We start from the raw sequence: 19,612 nt of genomic DNA on the forward strand, positions 1-19,612 counted from the left end.
CTCTCTAACCTATAATATGCTGTTGACGTCACTCGCCTTAATCTCTGCAAAGTTAAAAAGAGAACGAAGCTAAACATTAACGATTAAAGTGAGTTAACGTTTATGTAGATTGTTAATGCCCTTCTTGCACAAAACGTTCAGCGCGTTCTACACGACGGGGCTTACCTCGAACAATCAAGGTGTCTTGTGCTAAAAGTATTGTATCTAAATCTGGCTCTTCACTTTCAATATTGTTTCGTCTAAGCGCTATAACAAATACGCGACTTTCATCTAATTTTAATGACCGAATAGATTTACCGGTAGCAAACGAGTCGTCGACCAAAATTATCGCATGAGCAAACTCGATACGATCAATCGCATCTGGGCTCATATCGGTATGTTCACCTTGAAAGAAGCCATGCAAATGGTTGTAATGATTCTTACGTTCTTTTTGCACACGGCGAACAATTCTTGAAAAAGGTACGCCAGATAATGACAGTACTTGTGAAACTAACATTAAGCTGCCTTCTAAGCTCTCTGGCACTACTTCGTTTGCACCTGCAGCATGTAACTCGTCTAATTGATCATCATTTCGAGTTCGAACTAAAATAGGCACATCTGGCGCTAAAGCGCGTACTTTTTGAATAACATCGAGCGATTGTTTGTCTTCACCAAAGGCAATAACAACAAGCTTAGCTTTTGATAGTTTTGCCGCATGTAATAACTCAGCCTGACGTGATGAACCAAAAAGTACATTTTCGCCGGCCTCTCGTGCTTTTGTTGTTCTTAATGGGTCGATATCAATGGCAACAAAATCAATAGATTCTTGCTTTAAAAATCGACTAACCGTTTGTCCAATTCGGCCAAAACCACAAATAATAACGTGATCATGTAATGAAGTATTTTGAGGTAACTCTTCTAATGCTTTCGTATCTAGCTGCTTTTCTTTGCTAAGCCAAAGTGCCCAAGTTCTTGCATGGTTTATCATGTATGGCGTAATTGCCATACTCAACACTCCCGTGCCTAATAGAATTGATGCGGTTGTATCTGGTAATACTTCTACCTGACTCGCTAAGGCAATTAACACAAAACCAAATTCGCCCATTTGCGCCAACATAATACCGGCAGCCCAAGCATCTTTTGATGACTCTCCAGCCCGCTTTGCTAGTAAAACAACCACCAATATTTTTACTACCATAAAGCAAATTAATAGCGAAATAATAATCAAAGGTGAAGAAAAAACCACACCAACGTTGAGCTTCATACCAACAGTCACAAAAAACAAACCAAGCAGTATATCGCGATATGGCCTAATATCGGCTTCAAGCTGATGTTTATATTGGCTTTCACCAAGCATCATCCCGGCTAAAAATGCACCCAAGGCCATAGAAAGTCCAAACCATTGCGTTAATGCAGAAGCGACTAGGGTTACCAGTAGTGTTGTTAGTACAAATAATTCATCGGTTCTAACTTGCGCCACTAAGTTGAATAGTCTTGGCAGTAACCATTTACCAGCAAATAATAACAATGAAACGACGAAAACGCCTTTAACCAAAGCAAAAAGTAGCGCCATGATAAAAGAAGAGTCGCCACCTTGGGCTAATAATGGAATAACAATTAACAAAGGCACAACGGCAACATCTTGAAACAGCAAAACAGCGACTGATAATTGCCCTGACTTTTTCTTCATACCGCCACTTTCACTTAATTGCCGTATAACGATTGCCGTTGAAGATAGCGCTAAAATACCGCCTATGGTTATGGCCGCAGCAAAACTTTGACCAAAAAACATAGCCACTAACATAAAGAGCACAAGGGAAATAATAACTTGTAAGCTCCCCACGGTAACCACTAAATGCCGCATGGCCAGTAATTTAGGTAATGAGAATTCAAGCCCGAGGGTAAATAACAAAAATACGATACCAAGCTCTGCAAAATGTTCATAATCTACATGTTCTTGAGCTAAGGCTAGGCCATGTTCACCGACCAAAACCCCAGCCACTAAGTAAGCTAATATGGCAGGCAATTGCAAGCGACGAAATAGCCAGACTATAAGTACAGCACTAGATAATATGGCGAGTAATTCAAGGTGGCTTGTCACATGTATTCCTTACAGAGCGATGAACAGATAATGGTGAATTTTTACTGGTTGATGAATGATTACAGTGATATCAGTGTAGCCTTCTAGATACCCTTTTGTCTAAATTATTTATATTTAGGTTAGGAAAAAGCGCTTAAAAACGACGACTTAACTTACAGTCCCCCAATATACTCCATTATTTTAAGCTTGCGGTATAGCGTGTTTATTAGAGGTAATTAATTAAGCTCGCAAGTAATATTAACAACATTTTTATATTAGGTATGATTATTGCTTTAGTTAACGCAGAAAGTTTAAACGTCAAAATTAGCTGGGAAAAACTATGCGAACAGTCAATGTTGTTAATCACCCTAACTCAAAATTTAATGCCTTCACGTTATTTCAACACAGTGAACAACAAAGCCAACGTAATTTGGCCTTGCTTGAGCAGTTACAAACTACATTAGATGTTAAGCAGCTGATCAACATTTTTGCGATAGAAGTAGCCAAGTATCTTGATTTTAGTGGCCTGTATTTCAAGCATGCCGATATAAGTGCGACCGCTAGAGGCAGCAGGCAAGCAAAATCTGAGCGCCAATTTGAGTTAAAACTTAATGGTCAGTTTTTTGGCATTATTACTTACGCTGTTAATATGCCGATTAGTATCGCCAACTTTAAAGTGTTAACTGAGTTACATGACTTATTGATTAACCCACTAAATAATGCCGTTCAGTACTACCAAGCTATGCAGTTGGCGATGCAAGACAGCTTAACGCAATTAGGAAACCGACGTAGTTTTGACGAACAAATTAAACGTACCATGGCACAAGCCTGTCGTCGACATACACGTGCAGGGTTAATTTTGAGTGATCTCAACAAGTTTAAAGCAATTAATGATAACTATGGTCACGATATAGGCGACAATGTATTAATACAGTTTGCTGAGGCATTACGTCAAAGTGTTCGTGATACTGACTCTGTTTTCCGCTTTGGTGGTGATGAGTTTGCAATCATAGTAGCAGATGCAACTGAACAGTCACTTGCTGTTATAGAGCAGAGAATTTATCATGCCATATCGCGTGATGCTTTGTTAGCAAAGTACAATGTTACCAGTAGTTTAGGATTAGCTTTCATGAATAGAGCTGATAATGCGACAAGCTTTTTTAAACGAGCAGATAATGCTCTATATTCACAAAAAAGGGCTATTCCACAAAAGTTAAGTATTGTTTCTCAAAGTTGATAACGTTGAGGTAAGCTAATCAAATGAGTTAAATAGCAGCACAATGAAGCAGCTCTTTAACAAAACGCCATTAATACCCAGATAGTTATCAATTTACCTCTGACTTTGCTTAAATATGACAGAAAAGTGAGTGTTAACTGAACTCTCGTAACGCTTGTGATTTTTCACTCGGCGTTGCACCTACATACAAGCGGCAAAATCTTACCGCCTTTGCAAAGTATTGTAGACCAATTTTTGCCAGTACTCGGCGAAGAAAATCAGCGTCTAAATTAAAATTAAGACTATAGTGCTCAATAGCTTGGTCAATATTGGGATAACTGACCCCGTCAAAGCAAAATTCTCTGTCAACGTCTTCGTTAATTAATTCAACACCATTAAGCACTAGCGGCCAGCCTCGAAAATTAACTCTATCTTTTGCTACTTGATACATAAACCAAGCACTCTTTTGAAAACCAGCAAAACTGCCACCTTCAAAGCCAGAATTAGCTAAAGACTCTTCTGTCCAGTTAAGGCCTATTGCTAAGTCTTTGCGATATTTGTTAATCAAATATACTTTAACACTTTCTTCAACTTGCCAAATTGAACGAACTTCGGCTTTGTTTGCCGCACGTGAACATTCTAAACAACTGGGTATAGTCAGTGCTTCGTGCGGACAATCGAAAACCAAATGGGCTGAATGTGGGAAGGTAAAAGAATGCCCTGCTGGCTCTGAACAGAACCAACAGTGGTGTCGAAAATTAAAAGGGACGTCGATATAAGTATCATCAAACATAAGTAACTTCAGCGTTTATAATAGATTAACTGACTATTTACGTTTTTTGTTAACTGTTTTACTTACCGGCTTATTTTTCTTGTTTGCTTTTGCTCTGCGTTGGGCTGCAGGTGTTGCATCAGCTTTTTTGCGCGCAATTAACTGATTTTTCTCTTGCGTGGCTTTATAACGACTTTTCTTTAAAGGCGCATCATCTTTAGCATCATAGTGTGCTGGTAAAGGTCTGTCTAACTCGTAACCAGGGACCACTATACGCTCGAATTTACGCTCGATTAATGCTTCAATATTATCAAGAAATTGCTCATCTTTAGGACTTACTAATGATATAGCCGTACCTGACTTACCTGCTCGACCTGTGCGACCGATACGGTGAACATAATCTTCTGGTAGGAAAGGTAAATGGAAGTTAACCACGTAAGGTAAGTTCGCAATATCGAGTCCGCGAGCAGCAACATCAGTGGCGACTAATACACGAACACTGCCATCAACAAATTGCTCAAGTGCTTTATTACGGGCACCTTGGGTTTTATCGCCATGACATAAAGCGGTTTTTATCCCGTCGAGCTTTAATTCTGCCGCTAAAATGTTAGCGCTTTCTTTAGTACCAGCAAATACTAACACTTGCTGCCAGTTATTAACGCCAATAAGTTCAGACAATAGTTCAGCTTTACGGGTTTCAGAAACCCAATATACTGACTGTTTTACTTTGCCTGAAGTAGAGTTTTGACGCGCAACTTCAATAGTTTTTGGTGTTTTAAGTACTTTTTTTGCTAATGTTTTAACTTTATTCGAAAAAGTAGCCGAAAACATCAAGGTTTGATGCTTGGCTTTGATCATTGCCACAATGCGTTCAATATCGTTATAAAAGCCCATATCTAACATACGATCGGCTTCATCTAATACCAAGTACTGTACTTGCGATAAATCCAAGTTGCGTTGTTCAAGGTGTTCAATTAAACGACCAGGTGTTGCAACTAATACATCAACGCCACTTTTAAGCATTTTAGTTTGAGGAGGCATATTTACACCACCGAAAATAGCACCAGAGCGTAACGGCAAAAATTCGCTGTAGGCTTTAACATTTTTTTCAACTTGTGCTGCTAGCTCACGAGTTGGCGTTAAAATAAGGGCCTTAATCGTGGTGGCAGTGTCAAAGCCATCTGCGTTTGGCTTAACTTTATTTGCTAAACTATCAAGAATCGGCAAAGTAAAAGCGGCTGTTTTACCAGTACCTGTTTGAGCACTTGCTAAAACATCAACACCGGTACGAATAACAGGAATAGCTATTTGTTGAATCGGGGTTAAATTTTTATACCCGCAGGCTTTTACCGCTTTAAGTAAGTTAGCCGATAAACCTATTGAATCCACACTCATTACATCACCATTTCTGTATTATCGTAAACAACGCGCATAACTAAAAGTATTGCGCCAAAATATTAAGGCGCGCATTATAGCAGCTTTGGTAACAGTTGCTTGTATTAAATATTAAGCGTGTTAATCCTACTTTTTAAGCCAGATGCCTTTGGTTAAATTTAAGCGCTTTTCTTCAGCTTCATCAGCTTCATATGTTGGTAACAAGCCTTTGTCTTGTTGGCTATGGTAGTCTTTAGTTATTTTAACCACCACTTTAGAAAGCATAAACAACGCCGTGACATTAAATATGGTCATTAAGCCGGTAGATAAATCTGCTAAAGCGATAACTTCAGGTAACGTAGCTACGGAGCCAAACACTAACATCAGTAAAAAACCAATACGTAAAAACCAACGACCGATGACGTTATCCATATTCAAATATTTTAAATTATTATCAGCATAGGCAAAATTTGCCACGATAGAGGTAAAAGCAAACAACAAAATAGCAAGAGTAATGAAGTCGCTGCCCCAAGAGCCCACTTGATAAGCAAGTGCTTGTTGAGTTAATTGAATACCTTGTGCTTCACCACCGGTATCTTTAAATAGTAAGATCAAAATTGCCGTACAAGAACAGATAACAATGGTATCAAAAAACACCGCTAGCATCTGAATATAGCCTTGAGAAACCGGATGTGGAGGATAAGGTTCAGCTGCCGCCGCGGCATTAGGTGCACTACCCATACCGGCTTCATTTGAATACAAGCCACGCTTAACACCTTGCACAATTGCAGCCCCCACAAGACCACTACCTGCTTCTTTTAATCCTAAAGCAGAAGCAAAAATATCGCTAATAACCATAGGAACTCTTTCAATGTTTATCCAAATAACCGCAAAACACACCAGTAAATAAAGCAAGCCCATAAAAGGCACTGTGAGTTCAGCAAAGCGGGCAATATTTTTTAGTCCGCCAAAAATAATAAAACCGGCAAGAATAGTAATTACTATCCCCGTATAAAGAGGGTCAAAACCATACGAACCATTAAAGGCACTAGTAATAGAGTTTGCTTGTACTGCACTAAAGACAAAACCATAACCAAAAAACAAACACAGCGAAAAAGTTATCGCTAATTTTCTATTTTTTAAGCCTTTACTCATATAATAAGCTGGACCCCCACGGAAGTTGCCCTTGCTATCACGTTCTTTATAGAGCTGACCTAAAGTGCTTTCAGCAAATGCCGTTGCCATGCCAACTAAGGCAATTAACCACATCCAAAAAACTGCGCCAGCACCGCCTAATGAAATAGCGACTGCCACCCCCATTAAATTACCGGTACCTACACGCGCCGCTAAAGAAGTACAAAGTGCTTGGAAAGAAGAAATACCTTGGCTTGAGCTTTTACGACTGGTTTTTAAAATGGTAAACATATGAAAAAAACGGGTGATTTGTAAACCTTTCAATCGAAAGGTAAACCAGATCCCACAGGCACTCAGTAAGTAAATTAAAATACTACCCCACAAGTAACCGTTAATAGTTCCGACCCACAATTCAATGATGCTGGGTTCAATTATACTGGCTTCTACCACGTTACTCTCCGAAGGGTTAAATGCTAATAATTCTTATCTTCAGTACTTTAACAAAATTATTTACCTTATATGTAATTTTTATCCGAATTAGCGAAGAAATAGAGAAGAAATAGCGAATAAAATCAATAGCAATGCGTGATGAGTAATGCTTATTAAACGAAGCCAAGCAGTTAAATGTTGGAATTAAAAAAGCCGACAACAGGTGTCGGCTATTTAATATGCAATTTCAGCTATCTAACTTGGCATTAAGCCAGCAAGTTATAATGCTTTAAAAATCTCTTCAACAGAGTCTTTAGCATCACCAAAAACCTCTTACCGTAGAACCTTTTACCGTTGAACTCTTCACATTAATAACCACTTGATATTTAAAGGAAAATATTAGAAATATTTAAATATTTGCTCAATACTTTCCTTCGCATCACCGAACAACATTTGTGTATTGTCTTTAAAGAATAATGGATTTTGCACTCCAGCATAACCCGTATTCATTGAGCGTTTAAATACAACCACGTTTTTCGCATGCCATACTTCTAATACAGGCATACCTGCTATGGGGCTGGTAGGATCTTCAGCTGCGGCTGGGTTAACTGTATCGTTCGCCCCAATAACTAACACAACATCAGTTTTAGGAAAGTCATCGTTAATTTCTTCCATGCCCAATACTATATCGTAAGGCACTTTTGCTTCAGCTAGCAGTACGTTCATATGGCCAGGTAAGCGCCCTGCTACTGGATGAATAGCAAAGCGAACCTCAATGCCTTTATCTTTTAGTGCTTGAGTCAATTTATATACAGGATACTGCGCTTGCGCTACAGCCATACCGTAACCTGGAGTAATAATAACTGACTTTGCTCCGTTTAACATATCAGCTACTGATTCTGCATTAATTTCAACATGGTCGCCATAATCAGTGTCGGTGTCGATAACAACATTGGTACCAAATCCGCCGGCAATAACACTGATAAAAGAACGGTTCATCGCTTTACACATAATGTAAGAAAGAATTGCCCCTGAAGAACCAACTAATGCGCCAGTAACAATCAATAAATCATTATTTAGCATAAAACCAGCAGCGGCAGCGGCCCAACCTGAATAAGAGTTAAGCATTGAAACAACCACGGGCATATCTGCACCACCAATTGATGCAACTAAATGCCAACCAAACACTAAAGCAATTAAGGCCATAAAATATAATGTGCTATCACCACCACCTTGCTCAACAAAACTGATTAAGAGCATAAAAGATAACAAGACAGCAGCAAAATTCAATTTATGACGATGAGGCAACATTAATGCAGCTGAGTTAATAACACCGCGCAATTTACCAAACGCAACAATTGAACCAGTAAAGGTTACAGCGCCAATAAACACACCTAGAAAAACTTCAACTAAATGAATGTTAACAGCCATTAGTTGGCTCTCGGTGAACGTAGCAGTTAATGAATGATCCATTTCAAAGTAGCTGTTAAAGCCAACCATTACTGCAGCTAAACCCACAAAACTATGCAAAATAGCGACAAGTTCTGGCATTTGAGTCATTTCAACTTGTTTAGCGAGCTTCAAGCCGATAATGGCACCCACCACCATAGTGACTAAAATAATCCAAACGTTGTCAACACGAGGATCAGCAATGGTGGCAATAAGTGCGATAGCCATACCGACAATGCCATACCAATTGCCTGTTTCAGCGGTTTGCTGCTTACTTAATCCAGCTAAACTAAAAATAAATAATAACGCGGCAACAATATACGCTGCACTGATAAAACCTTGAGAAAATTCCATTACAGTGTCCCTTATTTTCTAAACATTTTTAACATACGTTTAGTGACAACAAAGCCACCAACAATGTTGATAGTGGCAATAAGTATTGCGACACCGGCGAGCAATTGAATTAACGGGCTACTATTACCCACTTGTAAAATTGCGCCAACGATAATAATGCCCGAAATGGCATTGGTTACACTCATCAATGGTGTATGCAGCGAATGACTAACATTCCACACCACGTTGTAACCAATAACACAGGCTAAAACAAACACGGTAAAATGCGACAGAAAATCAGCAGGGGCAACACTAGCAACCCAGCCAAACAGTAATGCGCCAGCTGCCATCATGCCGTATTTTTTAGTGGGACTCATGGGTTTTTCAACTTTCACTTCAGCAGCTTTAACTGGTGCTACTTTAGGTTTAGCTGGAGCCGCACTCACCTGTATTGGCGGTGGTGGGAAAGTAATTTCGTTTTGATTAACCACGGTCATGTTACGAATAACGACATCGTCAAAATCAATATTAAGCGTACCGTCTTTTTCTTTACACAACAGTTTTGTCAAACTGACTAAGTTATTGGCATAGAGTTGTGACGACTGGTTAGGTAAGCGAGATACTAAATCGGTGTAACCTATTATTTTTACGCCATTGGCATTAACCACTTTACCCGCTTCAGTTAATTCACAGTTGCCACCACCCGCAGCGGCTAAATCTACAATAATACTACCGGTTTTCATCGATTCAACCATTGCCGCTGTAATAAGCTTAGGGGCAGGTTTACCGGGGATCATCGCGGTGGTAATAATAATATCAACATCTTTTGCTTGTGCGGCAAACAATGCCATTTCAGCATCGATAAAGGCTTTGCTCATTTCTTTTGCATAACCATCGCCTGAGCCAGTATCTTCTGGTTCTTCGTAGTCAAGCTCTAGAAACTCAGCGCCCATACTTTCTATTTGCTCTTTTACTTCAGGGCGAGTATCAAACGCTCGAACAATCGCCCCTAAACTACTCGCTGTACCTATGGCTGCTAAGCCCGCAACACCAGCACCAATAATCATAACTTTTGCTGGTGGCATTTTACCTGCAGCGGTTATTTGACCTGTTAAAAATCGTCCAAAATGATGAGTTGCTTCAATAACGGCACGATAACCGGCAATGTTAGCCATTGAACTTAATGCATCCATTGATTGGCTGCGGGTCATTCTTGGCACCATTTCCATCGCTAACGACGTAATTGACTTTTCTTTTAGCGCATTCAAAATATCTTCATTTTGAGCTGGTGCAATAAAACCAATTAAATATGCACCGTCCTTCATGGTCGCTATTTCTTCAATAGTGGGAGGATTTACTTTAAATATTATATCGGATTGCCAAACAGTTTTTTTAGTCGCGACACTTGCACCTGCGTCAATAAACTCTTGATCTGTAAAGCTTGCTTTTGTGCCACAACCTTTTTGTATTTGCACTTCAAAGCCGAGCTTGAGCAATGAAACTACCGCGGTTGGCGCGCTAGCGACTCGGTTCTCACCTGATAATGCTTCTTTGGGTATACCAATAATCATAAATCACCTTTATTTCATCTAAACCCTTGCTAAGTAACCCAATATTTAACTAACTTCTGTTGAGCTACTTGTGAGAATTTGATTCGATTGAACGTTAAAAATTATTATTATTACTAACTAGATTAATGTTTTACCATTAATTGTTTAATTTTCATACATCAAGCTTATTTATTTTCAGTATATGTTAGCGTTTATAGTTTTATCGGGTATAGCCCTAAGGTCTAGTTTGCTCTGAGATATAAATAGATTAATATGAAGAGACAAATTTAATGTAAGGAACAATAGATGATTTATCGTTTAGCTGATTTAGTCCCCAACGTAAATGAAAGTAACTTTATTGCCCCCAATGCCACACTTATCGCAGACGTTACTTTAGGTGAGCACACCAGTATTTGGTTTAATGTGGTCATTCGCGCCGATGTCGCCAGTATTAACATTGGTGAGCATACTAATATTCAAGACGGTTCCATTTTGCATGTTGATGCTCAATATCCAATGACGATTGGAAATAAGGTCACCGTAGGCCATAAAGTTATGCTACATGGCTGCACTATTGGAGATAATACATTAATTGGTATGAATGCTGTTGTACTCAACGGTGCTAATATTGGCAAAAATTGTTTAATAGGCGCGAACAGTTTAGTCACTGAGAATATGCAAGTACCAGACGGACACCTTGTTATAGGCTCTCCAGCTAAAATTATTAAACCACTTGATGAGTCAACCCGCGAAATGTTTACAAAATCTGCTATGCACTATGTTGAAAATGGCGAACGCTATTTAAAAGAATTACAGCAAGTAGATTAGCTTCAATATTTTTTGTCTGAATTTATTTAATTGTTAAAGTGTTAAAGCTAAAAAGTTCAGACAATTACCTTCCTCGCTAAGAGCTCACTTGTAATCGATATCAATATACAGAGTAAGTCTCTCTTGTTTTTAATACGACTTTAATGGCTAATATGCGAATTTTTTCGTTAACTGTCTGGTCTATATATACAGACCATTGATGAAGATTAAAAATATACCTTCATTAAATGTTACGTTTTTTAGTGCGATTATAAGTTTTGCACCGTTAATTAAAGCTAATTTTGAGGTTTATATGTGTAGTTCACCAAAGCCAAGAACAAAAGTTAAAGGAAAAAGCGCAACAAGTGCCAGTTTCTTATCAAGCATGTCTGCAGAATCTAGACAACGTTTTACCGAACGTGCCAATATTGCACAAGAGCGAAGAGATAATATTAAAATAGCAGAAAAAGCTAAAATATCTTCAGATAAAAATCATTTGAGAACAAAAAAAACATCAACAAAGATAAAAGCACCAAAGCGTTCAAGTTATTGGTTGCTAACCATCAGTGTAAAAGAGTTATTTAATCTGTTGTTTTTTAGAAAAACTGGTGCAAGTCAATAAACTAAAATGAAAGGTCATTAGTATTTTTAGTTTATCTTCTTAATAAGATAATACTATCGCCATAATAGTGCTGTAAATTTTACTGCCACCTTAATCAATATCGTTCAGTGGCCACAACACGATATAGTCTTCAAAATCGTCTAACTCAACGTCGTTATCTTTGATAATTTTACCACGCACTGACATACCGGCTTGGTGCATGGCTGATTTTTTGCCATTGTGCAATAACGGGTGCCAAGACGGCATACCTCTGCCCTCTTTTAAGCGTCGATAAGTACAACTTGGCGGCATAAAAAACACATCATCCAAGTTCTCTTGTGTTAACTGCACACAATCGGGTACCAGCACGGTTCGTTGTTCGTACTTAGAACACTGACAGGTTTTATCGTTGAGTAAATGACAAGCAATGTTCGAGTAGCTCATTTGCTCACCTTCAGCAATATGCGTGGTTGGCATCAGCTCAGTTTCATCGGTGGTGCTATCGTCATCAATAAACTTATTCAGACAACATTTAGCACAACCATCACATAATGATTCCCACTCAGTACGAGACATTTCATTTAATGATTTAGTTTCCCAAAAGCGTTCAACAACCACTTTTTTTGACTTTGCACTCGAACGATTATTGTTTTTACTCATATGGCTACTTATGACTGTTTATTGTGATAATTACTTAATTTAGATGACGATAAATTATTACTGAATAGGCGGAAATTTAATGTGATCAGATAAATGCCCAACCGAGCTTACAAAGTAATAAGATAAATTCCAATGCATTAAACTTTTATAGTTATTGTAAGCTAAATACGCACGCCCTTTAACACCATCAGGAAATACCAATGCCGCTTTAACATCAACCTTTGGTAGATTACTACCATCGGTGCGTCGAATGCCTAGATCTTGCCACTGAGCTAAGGTTTTTTCGGTTTTAGCCCAAGCTTTTAACCAGTTCTTACGACCACCGGTATTATTGGGTATCGCTAATGAGGTATCAAAATCGCTCGGGAGTTTAACCTGACGTCCCCATGTTATTTCGTCACTCCAGCCTTCTTTTTTCAGGTAATTGGCCATAGAAGCAAAAACATCGGCTTGATTACCCCAAATATCTTTTTTTCCGTCACCATCACCGTCAACAGCATAACCAACAAAAGAAGTAGGCATAAATTGATTTTGTCCCATAGCGCCAGCCCATGAGCCTTTCATATTCGCTATATCAATATGGCCTTCTTTTAATATTTGTAACGCGGCCCATAGCTGCTTTTTAAAAAATGCTTCGCGGCGTCCTTCATAGGCCATGGTTGATAACGCAGAAATAACATTATAGTTGCCCATAATTTTGCCAAAATTTGTTTCTAGCCCCCAAAGCGCAATGATAAACCGTGGTTGCACGCCATATTCTGCAGCTATATTTTTCAGTAGTGCTTCATGCTCTTTATATTTTGCTCTAGCACGTTTTATTTTCCAATCAGGTACACGTTTTGGCAAATAGGTGTCGAGTGTTTCAACTGTTTCTGGTTGATTACGATCAGCTTTTACTGCTCGTTGATGAAAAATAACATTAGCGAATGAATCGTCAATTAACGTTTGATCATAACCCTTTGCAATGGCTTCTTGCTTTAACTTAATAATATATTGTTCGAAGCTAGGTTTAGCCTCTGATGTTGTTTTTTTGTCATTAGCCATCGTTATTTGAGAAAATAGCGCGAAACATAATGAAAGTACGATGATATTTACTGAATGGGTATAGCGCATTATGATATTTCTCCTTCGCTTTTATTGGCACCCGCACTATTCATGCTGGCCTTGTGGCCTTTTAGCATGTCTTCTTCTTGCGGTGTTAACTGCAGATAATAACCTTGGTCAGCTAAACTTGTTTTTACTTTTTCTAAATCAGCAAAACCCAATTTAACTTTTGATGAAAGATTCAGCACCGTTACCATCACAGGCGTACCAAACATTTTCATTAGCGCTTCAGGTACATCAGAAAAGTCATCTCTGTTATTTACATAAAGATAAGTTTGTACTTTTTTAGAACTTTTATAAACACTACACAACATGATGCAGACCTATGATTAAAGGGGTTTCGGGTGTTGTTAAGATTGTTTTCAACAACTTATCAGTCAATATTAAAGCGACTTATTTAAAGTCATTTTCAACAAATGCAAGCAACTTATCACCAAATAATGACTTACGCCAACCGCGCATAATATCGACCAATTGCGGATTATTCTCTGCGCCGTTGAGCTTAAAATGCCATGACATAAATTGGTTTATTTGTTTTTTAGAAGCAAAGTTCTCTGGCAACAAGTTAGTTTGAGTGCTGAACTCCGTAATGGCATTTTTAACTTTTTTGAAGTTTTGTTTATAGCCTGGATATTCATCAAGTCGAATTATAGGCTCAGGTAATGTAGCGTTTTTTGCTTCGGTAGCGCGTTTTAGCACTGTTAGCATAACATTACCTTTGTGGCGTATATCAAGTACCTCTACGCCTTCAATACCTGACATAGCTCCCACACTCGTTGGGTTTACTTGCGCTAACGCAAATAAGGTATGATCTTTGGCAATAAAACCAATTGGCCTGTCTTTTATTTTAGCTTGTTGAAAACGCCAAATAGTTAACTGCTGTAGTCGATAAAGTTGCACAGGATTTAAGCGCCAAGCCATTTTTAGATTAAGATACAACTGGCTTTCGTCAATAGGGCTGAACTTGCGATCAACCATGACATTACTTTCTTCTTGTGCTGCATCTAGCCAACCTGCCTTTTCAATATCAGCAAACAATAAAGGTAATATATTAAATAAATGCTCCACATCTGCAGCAGCATAGTCCAATTGCTTTTGTGTTAGCGGTCTTTTCATCCAATCAGTACGCGACTCAGACTTATCTAACTCAATATCCGTATAATGGGCAATCATAGCAGCATAACCCATTGAAATTCCATGTCCTAAAAAGGCCATTATAATTTGGCTATCAATAAGATTTACTGGGCGACAATTACCCGCAGTTAAAAAAACTTCTAAATCTTCTGAACAGGCATGTAATACTTTTTGAATATTTGGATTTTCTAGTAGCTGCCAAAATACGGTTAAGTCTGAAACGGCAACAGGGTCGATTAACGCTAAGGTTTCACCATCGTTTATCTGAATAAGACCCAACTTAGGATAAAGTGTTCGTGTGCGCACAAACTCAGTATCGATCGCAAGAATTTTGGCTTGGGCGTAGCGCTGACAAATTAGGTGTAATTGCTCGGAGTCTTCGATATAAATTCTTTCAATAGTTGCTTGCACGTCATGTCCTATATAAAACAAATAACTTAAATAAGTAACAAAAACACAGGTGGTGCGGTTTAGCCACCTTAAAGTGAATAATAAGCTTGAGCTTAGCCGTTACCATATCTTATTTTAATAATTATTTTCTAACCAATATCAGAGTGTAATTCAACCGTTCAATACAAATAAAAAATGACAAGTTCGAGATTAGTTGAACTTGTCATTATGATGTACCGAGCAATTTGTTGCTTTTTAACGTCTGCGTCTAGTAGCCTGTTGGCTGCGATGCTGATGCTTTTTCACTGAACGACGAATACGACGACTTTTCGCGTTATCCATCGCTTTCTCGTCTACTTTCACCTTACTTTGTGTTTCAGGTGCTAAATCAACGAGTTTTCTGTAGTAGTTTACATCTTGAAGATTCAACTCAGTCCAACCACCTAAAGGTAATTGACGTTTCATCTCCATATCACCGTATCGAACACGAATTAATCGGCTAACTTGTACATCTTGGCTTTCCCAAAGGCGACGAACTTCGCGGTTACGTCCTTCAGATAATACAACATGGAACCAATGGTTACGGCCTTCACCACCTTTGTATGTGATTTTTTGAAACTTAGCCGGGCCATCTTCTAACTTAACGCCGTGGCGAAGTGTTTGTAACATTGCCTCATTAACTTCACCAAATATACGTACCGCATATTCACGCTCTACTTGTTTAGAAGGATGCATTAAACGGTTGGCAAGTTCACCATCAGTAGTGAAAAGCAGCATGCCTGAGGTGTTAATATCTAAACGACCTACGGCAACCCAGCGACTTCCGTCTAGTTTAGGTAAGCGATCAAAAACAGTTGGGCGGCCTTCAGGGTCTTTACGTGTACACATTTCGCCTTCAGGCTTGTTGTACATTAAAACACGACACAAATCGTCAGCTAAAGGTTTTAGTTTAATTTGATGGCCGTCGACGCGAATAAGTTCATTGCCTTCAACACGGTCGCCTAAATAAGCGGTTTTGCCTTCAACGCTTACACGTCCCGCACTAATGTAGGTTTCCATTTCTCGGCGTGAACCAGCACCTGCGCGTGCTAATACTTTTTGTAATTTTTCAGACATAGGTCTTAACTCTCTTACGTCAGTAACTTTACAGTGAATCAGAATTATCTGATTCACTTTTACGTCTCTGTCTCTTTAAGGTTAGGGTAAATACCCTGCTTTTTTAGTTTAACGTTTCTTTCAAAAACGCTTAACTGGTAAAATCTTCCATTGGCATTAATGCCGGCAGTTGGTCGAGTGATGTCAGTGAAAAGTAATCAAGAAACTCTTGTGTACTCGCATACAACACAGGTCGACCGGGCACTTCCTTTTGACCTACTGTTTTTATCCAATTTCTATCGGTTAGCGTTTTAATAATATTACTACTAACAGCAACACCGCGAATGTCTTCTATTTCTCCACGGGTTATCGGTTGTTTATAAGCAATTAACGCTAATGTTTCTAAAATAGCACGTGAGTATTTTGGTGCTTTTTCTTTGTATAAATGCGCTAAATCTTCGCTAAGCTCTGACGGTGTTTGAAAACGATAGCCAGAAGCGACTTTATTGAGTTCTACACCACGGCCTTTAAAGTCAGCTTGGATAGCGATAATGATATCACGAATACGTAGGTTACTGACACGATATTCTATTAAAAAATCGCGTTTAAGTAATTGCACCGACAATGGCTTTTCAGCAAGAAACAACGCTGCTTCGACCAGACGTTTAAGTTTGGCATCATCAATATCTTTATGGCGTATTTTATCCGTGATCATTGTTGCTCATTTCACCCATATTTTTACAGCCACTCTTGCTAGTAATTTTACTCATAATTTACTTTAAACTTGCTTAGGTAAACAAACCCTTATTTCGCCATAAATTTTTGTTTGTATGCATTCGATTAGTGATTCTTTAATCAGCTCTAGAATAGCTAAAAAAGTAACGACAACACCTTGTTTACCTTCTTTGATAGTAAATAAGTCACTGAAATCACAGTAAGGTTGTTCCTGACTTGTGTTTTTTAATACCGATAAAATATGCGCCATTCGTTCTCTAGTCGACAATGACTCTTTTTGAATATGATGATGTTCATAAGCCTGTGTACGCTTCATTATGCCTTGTAAAGCATTGACTAACTCAGCGAGATCAACTTGACTATTAAGAACTTCAGGGACAAAGTTTTCAGCTAACTCAACTTTTGCTACAAAGTTATCGCGGTCTACACGAGGTAGGTCATCAATATTTTCAGCCGCTTTTTTAATCACTTCATATTCTTGTAATTTTCTAACTAACTCTGCCCGTGGATCACCCTCTTCTTCTTCAACCGCTTGTTTGGGTAATAATAACCGTGATTTAATTTCCGCTAAAATTGACGCCATCACTAAATACTCAGCCGCTAACTCCAATTTAATGTCTTTCATTAAATCAACATAGGTCATGTATTGCGTAGTGATGGGGGAAATGGGTAAGTCTAGAATATCAAATTTTTGTTTTCGAATTAAATACAATAAAAGGTCGAGCGGCCCTTCAAACATTTCTAAAATAACTTCTAAAGCGTCGGGCGGTATAAATAGATCTTGAGGCTTTTCTATAATGGCTTCGCCGCGTAATAACGCGAACGGTAAGACTTGCTGTAGCATTACGCCAGAGCCTGAGGTTTTATCTGGCGCTATACCTGACATAGTATCTTTGGATAACTTAACTGAATTATCAGGCATCAGCTACTTTCAACATTTGAATTTTATGCTTCATAATTTAACTTTTATTAACAATAACAATAACTATAACTTCAGGTAATTATTATTGAAAAGGGGTTGGATCGCCCTCACCCACACGAAGTATTTCAACCTCATCATTAGAAAAGTCGATAACCGTTGTCGGGCGTTCACCTAAATGACCACCGTTGATGATCAAATCAACTTGGTGCTCTAAAATATCGCGAATATGCTCTGGGTCAAACTCTGCTGTTTCAGCGCCAGGCATGATAAGTGTTGTCGACATTATTGGCTCACCCAGCTCTGCTAATAGCGCTTGAGCGATATTATTATCCGGAACTCGTATACCGATAGTTTTACGCTTAGGGTTTAATAAACGCTTAGGTACCTCTTTTGAACCTTTAAAAATAAAGGTATAAGGCCCAGGCGTATTGTTCTTTAATAAGCGAAAAGCACTGTTATCAACACGCGTATATTCTGACAACTCAGATAGATCGCTACACATCAGGGTAAAGTTGTGTTCTTTATTTATGTCACGAATATTACAAATTCGTTCCAAGGCTTTTTTATCACCAATATGGCAACCTAAGGCATAACCAGAGTCTGTTGGGTAAACAATAACACCACCTTGGCTGATAATAGCAGCCGCTTGTTTCATTAAGCGACCTTGAGGGTTATCTGGGTGTACATAAAAAAACTGGCTCATAATAAGCTCCATCTAAATTTCAAGTTTATCAACATAATGTAATATCCACCGAGTAACATTTTAACTTATACACTGTTAATCAATAACTACCGAATACCTTCACTTTGCCAAAGTTGCCAAATAGGGTTAGCTTGCTCTGGCATTATTAAGTTTCGTCCTAAATCGCTCCATCGACTTGGCTGATGAAAATCAGAGCCCATCGATGCATGTAAATCATATTCTGAACAATAGTTTAGCATTATTTTACGCTGCTCGTTATTCATCTGAGGTAACACGACTTCTAAACCGTCGCCTTGAGCCGCTTTAAAATCAACAATTAAACGCCTTAACCATTTAGCGGTTAAGTCATATCTTATAGGATGCGCCATCACTGCAACACCACCTGCGGCGTGTATAGTTGCTACGGCCTCGTCAATGGTGCACCAATTAGGATTAACATAAGCACGTTTGCCTTTGCCAATATACTTGTCAAAAGCTGATTGCATTTTACTGACAATACCGCGATGTAAAAGCACTCTTGCAAAATGTGCGCGAGTAATAGAACCATCACCTGCCATTGCTTTGGCTTGACTGTAAACATCACTAAAACCACATTTTTCGAGTTTCTCGCCCATGGTTTTTGCGCGGTCTTCTCGACGTTGCTGCTGCGCTGATATTAAGCTTTGTAATTGTGTATGCTCAGGGTCAATATTTAGACCAACAATATGAATTTCAAAACCTTGCCACTGGGTTGATATTTCAATGCCATTAATCAAAGTTAATGGAATATTTTGATCTAAAATAGTTTGTTTTGCACTATCAAGGCCTTTAACGCTGTCGTGATCTGTGATCGCCAATACGTCAATTTGGAAGTTAACCGCCCGTTCTATCAGCTCTTTTGGTGTTAATGCACCGTCCGAGCAATTAGTGTGGCTGTGTAGATCAACCCGTAAGTTTGAAAAATCTTTATCTTTAGTAAAATCAGTGGTTGACATCATTACGCGAATCGGTTCTTCTATAGGGACTTAAAACTACCTAATAACATAGTCAAGTCACTAATTAGGCAAGTGAATAAAACAATTTTACTGAGATAAAACAGATAATGATACAAGTAAAACAAACTATTTCTATGATTTGGTGGTGGCATAACTCTACATAAGTGGGTT

At 38.6% G+C, this 19,612-nt stretch carries 18 protein-coding genes; 3 read left to right on the forward strand and 15 right to left on the reverse strand.

The window, feature by feature from the left end:
* Positions 1 to 112 precede the first annotated feature (112 nt).
* Positions 113 to 2,080, reverse strand: coding sequence for a monovalent cation:proton antiporter family protein (locus DBO93_RS10945; protein ID WP_108456377.1), 1,968 nt, complete (start codon positions 2,078 to 2,080; stop codon positions 113 to 115).
* 319 nt (positions 2,081 to 2,399) lie between these two features.
* On the opposite strand from DBO93_RS10945, the gene DBO93_RS10950 reads away from it, so the two are divergent.
* The gene (locus DBO93_RS10950) at positions 2,400 to 3,296 is read left to right on the forward strand and encodes a GGDEF domain-containing protein (RefSeq protein ID WP_108456378.1); all 897 of its coding nucleotides are present in this window, start codon (positions 2,400 to 2,402) and stop codon (positions 3,294 to 3,296) included.
* A 133-nt stretch (positions 3,297 to 3,429) separates the two neighbouring features.
* On the opposite strand, the gene DBO93_RS10955 is transcribed toward DBO93_RS10950, so the two are convergent.
* The 5 genes from DBO93_RS10955 to DBO93_RS10975 form a co-directional block, all read right to left on the reverse strand.
* The gene (locus tag DBO93_RS10955) at positions 3,430 to 4,068 is read right to left on the reverse strand and encodes a hypothetical protein (protein ID WP_108456379.1); all 639 of its coding nucleotides are present in this window, start codon (positions 4,066 to 4,068) and stop codon (positions 3,430 to 3,432) included.
* Positions 4,069 to 4,101: 33 nt separating this feature from the next.
* Positions 4,102 to 5,442, reverse strand: coding sequence for a DEAD/DEAH box helicase (locus tag DBO93_RS10960; RefSeq protein ID WP_108456380.1), 1,341 nt, complete (start codon positions 5,440 to 5,442; stop codon positions 4,102 to 4,104).
* A 126-nt stretch (positions 5,443 to 5,568) separates the two neighbouring features.
* Complete coding sequence (locus DBO93_RS10965) at positions 5,569 to 7,005, reverse strand: alanine/glycine:cation symporter family protein (RefSeq protein WP_239058969.1); 1,437 nt, start codon at positions 7,003 to 7,005, stop codon at positions 5,569 to 5,571.
* Positions 7,006 to 7,383: 378 nt separating this feature from the next.
* On the reverse strand, positions 7,384 to 8,787 hold the full coding sequence (gene pntB / locus DBO93_RS10970; RefSeq protein ID WP_108456381.1) for a Re/Si-specific NAD(P)(+) transhydrogenase subunit beta: 1,404 nt from the start codon (positions 8,785 to 8,787) through the stop codon (positions 7,384 to 7,386).
* 11 nt (positions 8,788 to 8,798) lie between these two features.
* Positions 8,799 to 10,337: a Re/Si-specific NAD(P)(+) transhydrogenase subunit alpha gene (locus tag DBO93_RS10975; RefSeq protein WP_108456382.1), complete on the reverse strand. Its 1,539-nt coding sequence runs from the start codon at positions 10,335 to 10,337 to the stop codon at positions 8,799 to 8,801.
* A 285-nt stretch (positions 10,338 to 10,622) separates the two neighbouring features.
* Between DBO93_RS10975 and DBO93_RS10980 the strand changes: the two genes are divergently transcribed.
* Together DBO93_RS10980 and DBO93_RS10985 are read left to right on the forward strand one after the other, a co-directional pair.
* Positions 10,623 to 11,144, forward strand: coding sequence for a gamma carbonic anhydrase family protein (locus tag DBO93_RS10980; RefSeq protein ID WP_108456383.1), 522 nt, complete (start codon positions 10,623 to 10,625; stop codon positions 11,142 to 11,144).
* A 199-nt stretch (positions 11,145 to 11,343) separates the two neighbouring features.
* A complete protein-coding gene (locus DBO93_RS10985; protein ID WP_108456384.1) occupies positions 11,344 to 11,745 on the forward strand; it encodes a hypothetical protein in 402 nt (133 codons plus the stop codon).
* 90 nt (positions 11,746 to 11,835) lie between these two features.
* On the opposite strand, the gene DBO93_RS10990 is transcribed toward DBO93_RS10985, so the two are convergent.
* The 9 genes from DBO93_RS10990 to DBO93_RS11030 form a co-directional block, all read right to left on the reverse strand.
* Complete coding sequence (locus DBO93_RS10990) at positions 11,836 to 12,384, reverse strand: YcgN family cysteine cluster protein (RefSeq protein WP_108456385.1); 549 nt, start codon at positions 12,382 to 12,384, stop codon at positions 11,836 to 11,838.
* A gap of 57 nt (positions 12,385 to 12,441) precedes the next feature.
* A complete protein-coding gene (locus DBO93_RS10995; protein ID WP_108457814.1) occupies positions 12,442 to 13,428 on the reverse strand; it encodes a lytic murein transglycosylase in 987 nt (328 codons plus the stop codon).
* A 68-nt stretch (positions 13,429 to 13,496) separates the two neighbouring features.
* On the reverse strand, positions 13,497 to 13,802 hold the full coding sequence (locus DBO93_RS11000; RefSeq protein WP_108456386.1) for a YcgL domain-containing protein: 306 nt from the start codon (positions 13,800 to 13,802) through the stop codon (positions 13,497 to 13,499).
* 79 nt (positions 13,803 to 13,881) lie between these two features.
* On the reverse strand, positions 13,882 to 15,033 hold the full coding sequence (rnd, locus tag DBO93_RS11005) for a ribonuclease D (protein ID WP_239058970.1): 1,152 nt from the start codon (positions 15,031 to 15,033) through the stop codon (positions 13,882 to 13,884).
* 234 nt (positions 15,034 to 15,267) lie between these two features.
* Positions 15,268 to 16,128, reverse strand: a complete 861-nt coding sequence (gene rluB, locus DBO93_RS11010; protein ID WP_108456387.1) for a 23S rRNA pseudouridine(2605) synthase RluB — start codon at positions 16,126 to 16,128, stop codon at positions 15,268 to 15,270.
* Between the two features lie 130 nt (positions 16,129 to 16,258).
* Complete coding sequence (gene scpB, locus DBO93_RS11015; RefSeq protein ID WP_108456388.1) at positions 16,259 to 16,822, reverse strand: SMC-Scp complex subunit ScpB; 564 nt, start codon at positions 16,820 to 16,822, stop codon at positions 16,259 to 16,261.
* 63 nt (positions 16,823 to 16,885) lie between these two features.
* Positions 16,886 to 17,686 (reverse strand): ScpA family protein, encoded by an 801-nt coding sequence (locus DBO93_RS11020; RefSeq protein WP_239059205.1) that lies wholly within the window; start codon positions 17,684 to 17,686, stop codon positions 16,886 to 16,888.
* Between the two features lie 160 nt (positions 17,687 to 17,846).
* Complete coding sequence (locus DBO93_RS11025; RefSeq protein WP_108456389.1) at positions 17,847 to 18,467, reverse strand: L-threonylcarbamoyladenylate synthase; 621 nt, start codon at positions 18,465 to 18,467, stop codon at positions 17,847 to 17,849.
* An 86-nt stretch (positions 18,468 to 18,553) separates the two neighbouring features.
* Positions 18,554 to 19,444, reverse strand: a complete 891-nt coding sequence (locus tag DBO93_RS11030; protein WP_108456390.1) for a PHP domain-containing protein — start codon at positions 19,442 to 19,444, stop codon at positions 18,554 to 18,556.
* Positions 19,445 to 19,612 lie beyond the last annotated feature (168 nt).

The sequence above is a fragment of the Colwellia sp. Arc7-D genome, from assembly GCF_003061515.1.
GTDB lineage: Bacteria > Pseudomonadota > Gammaproteobacteria > Enterobacterales > Alteromonadaceae > Cognaticolwellia.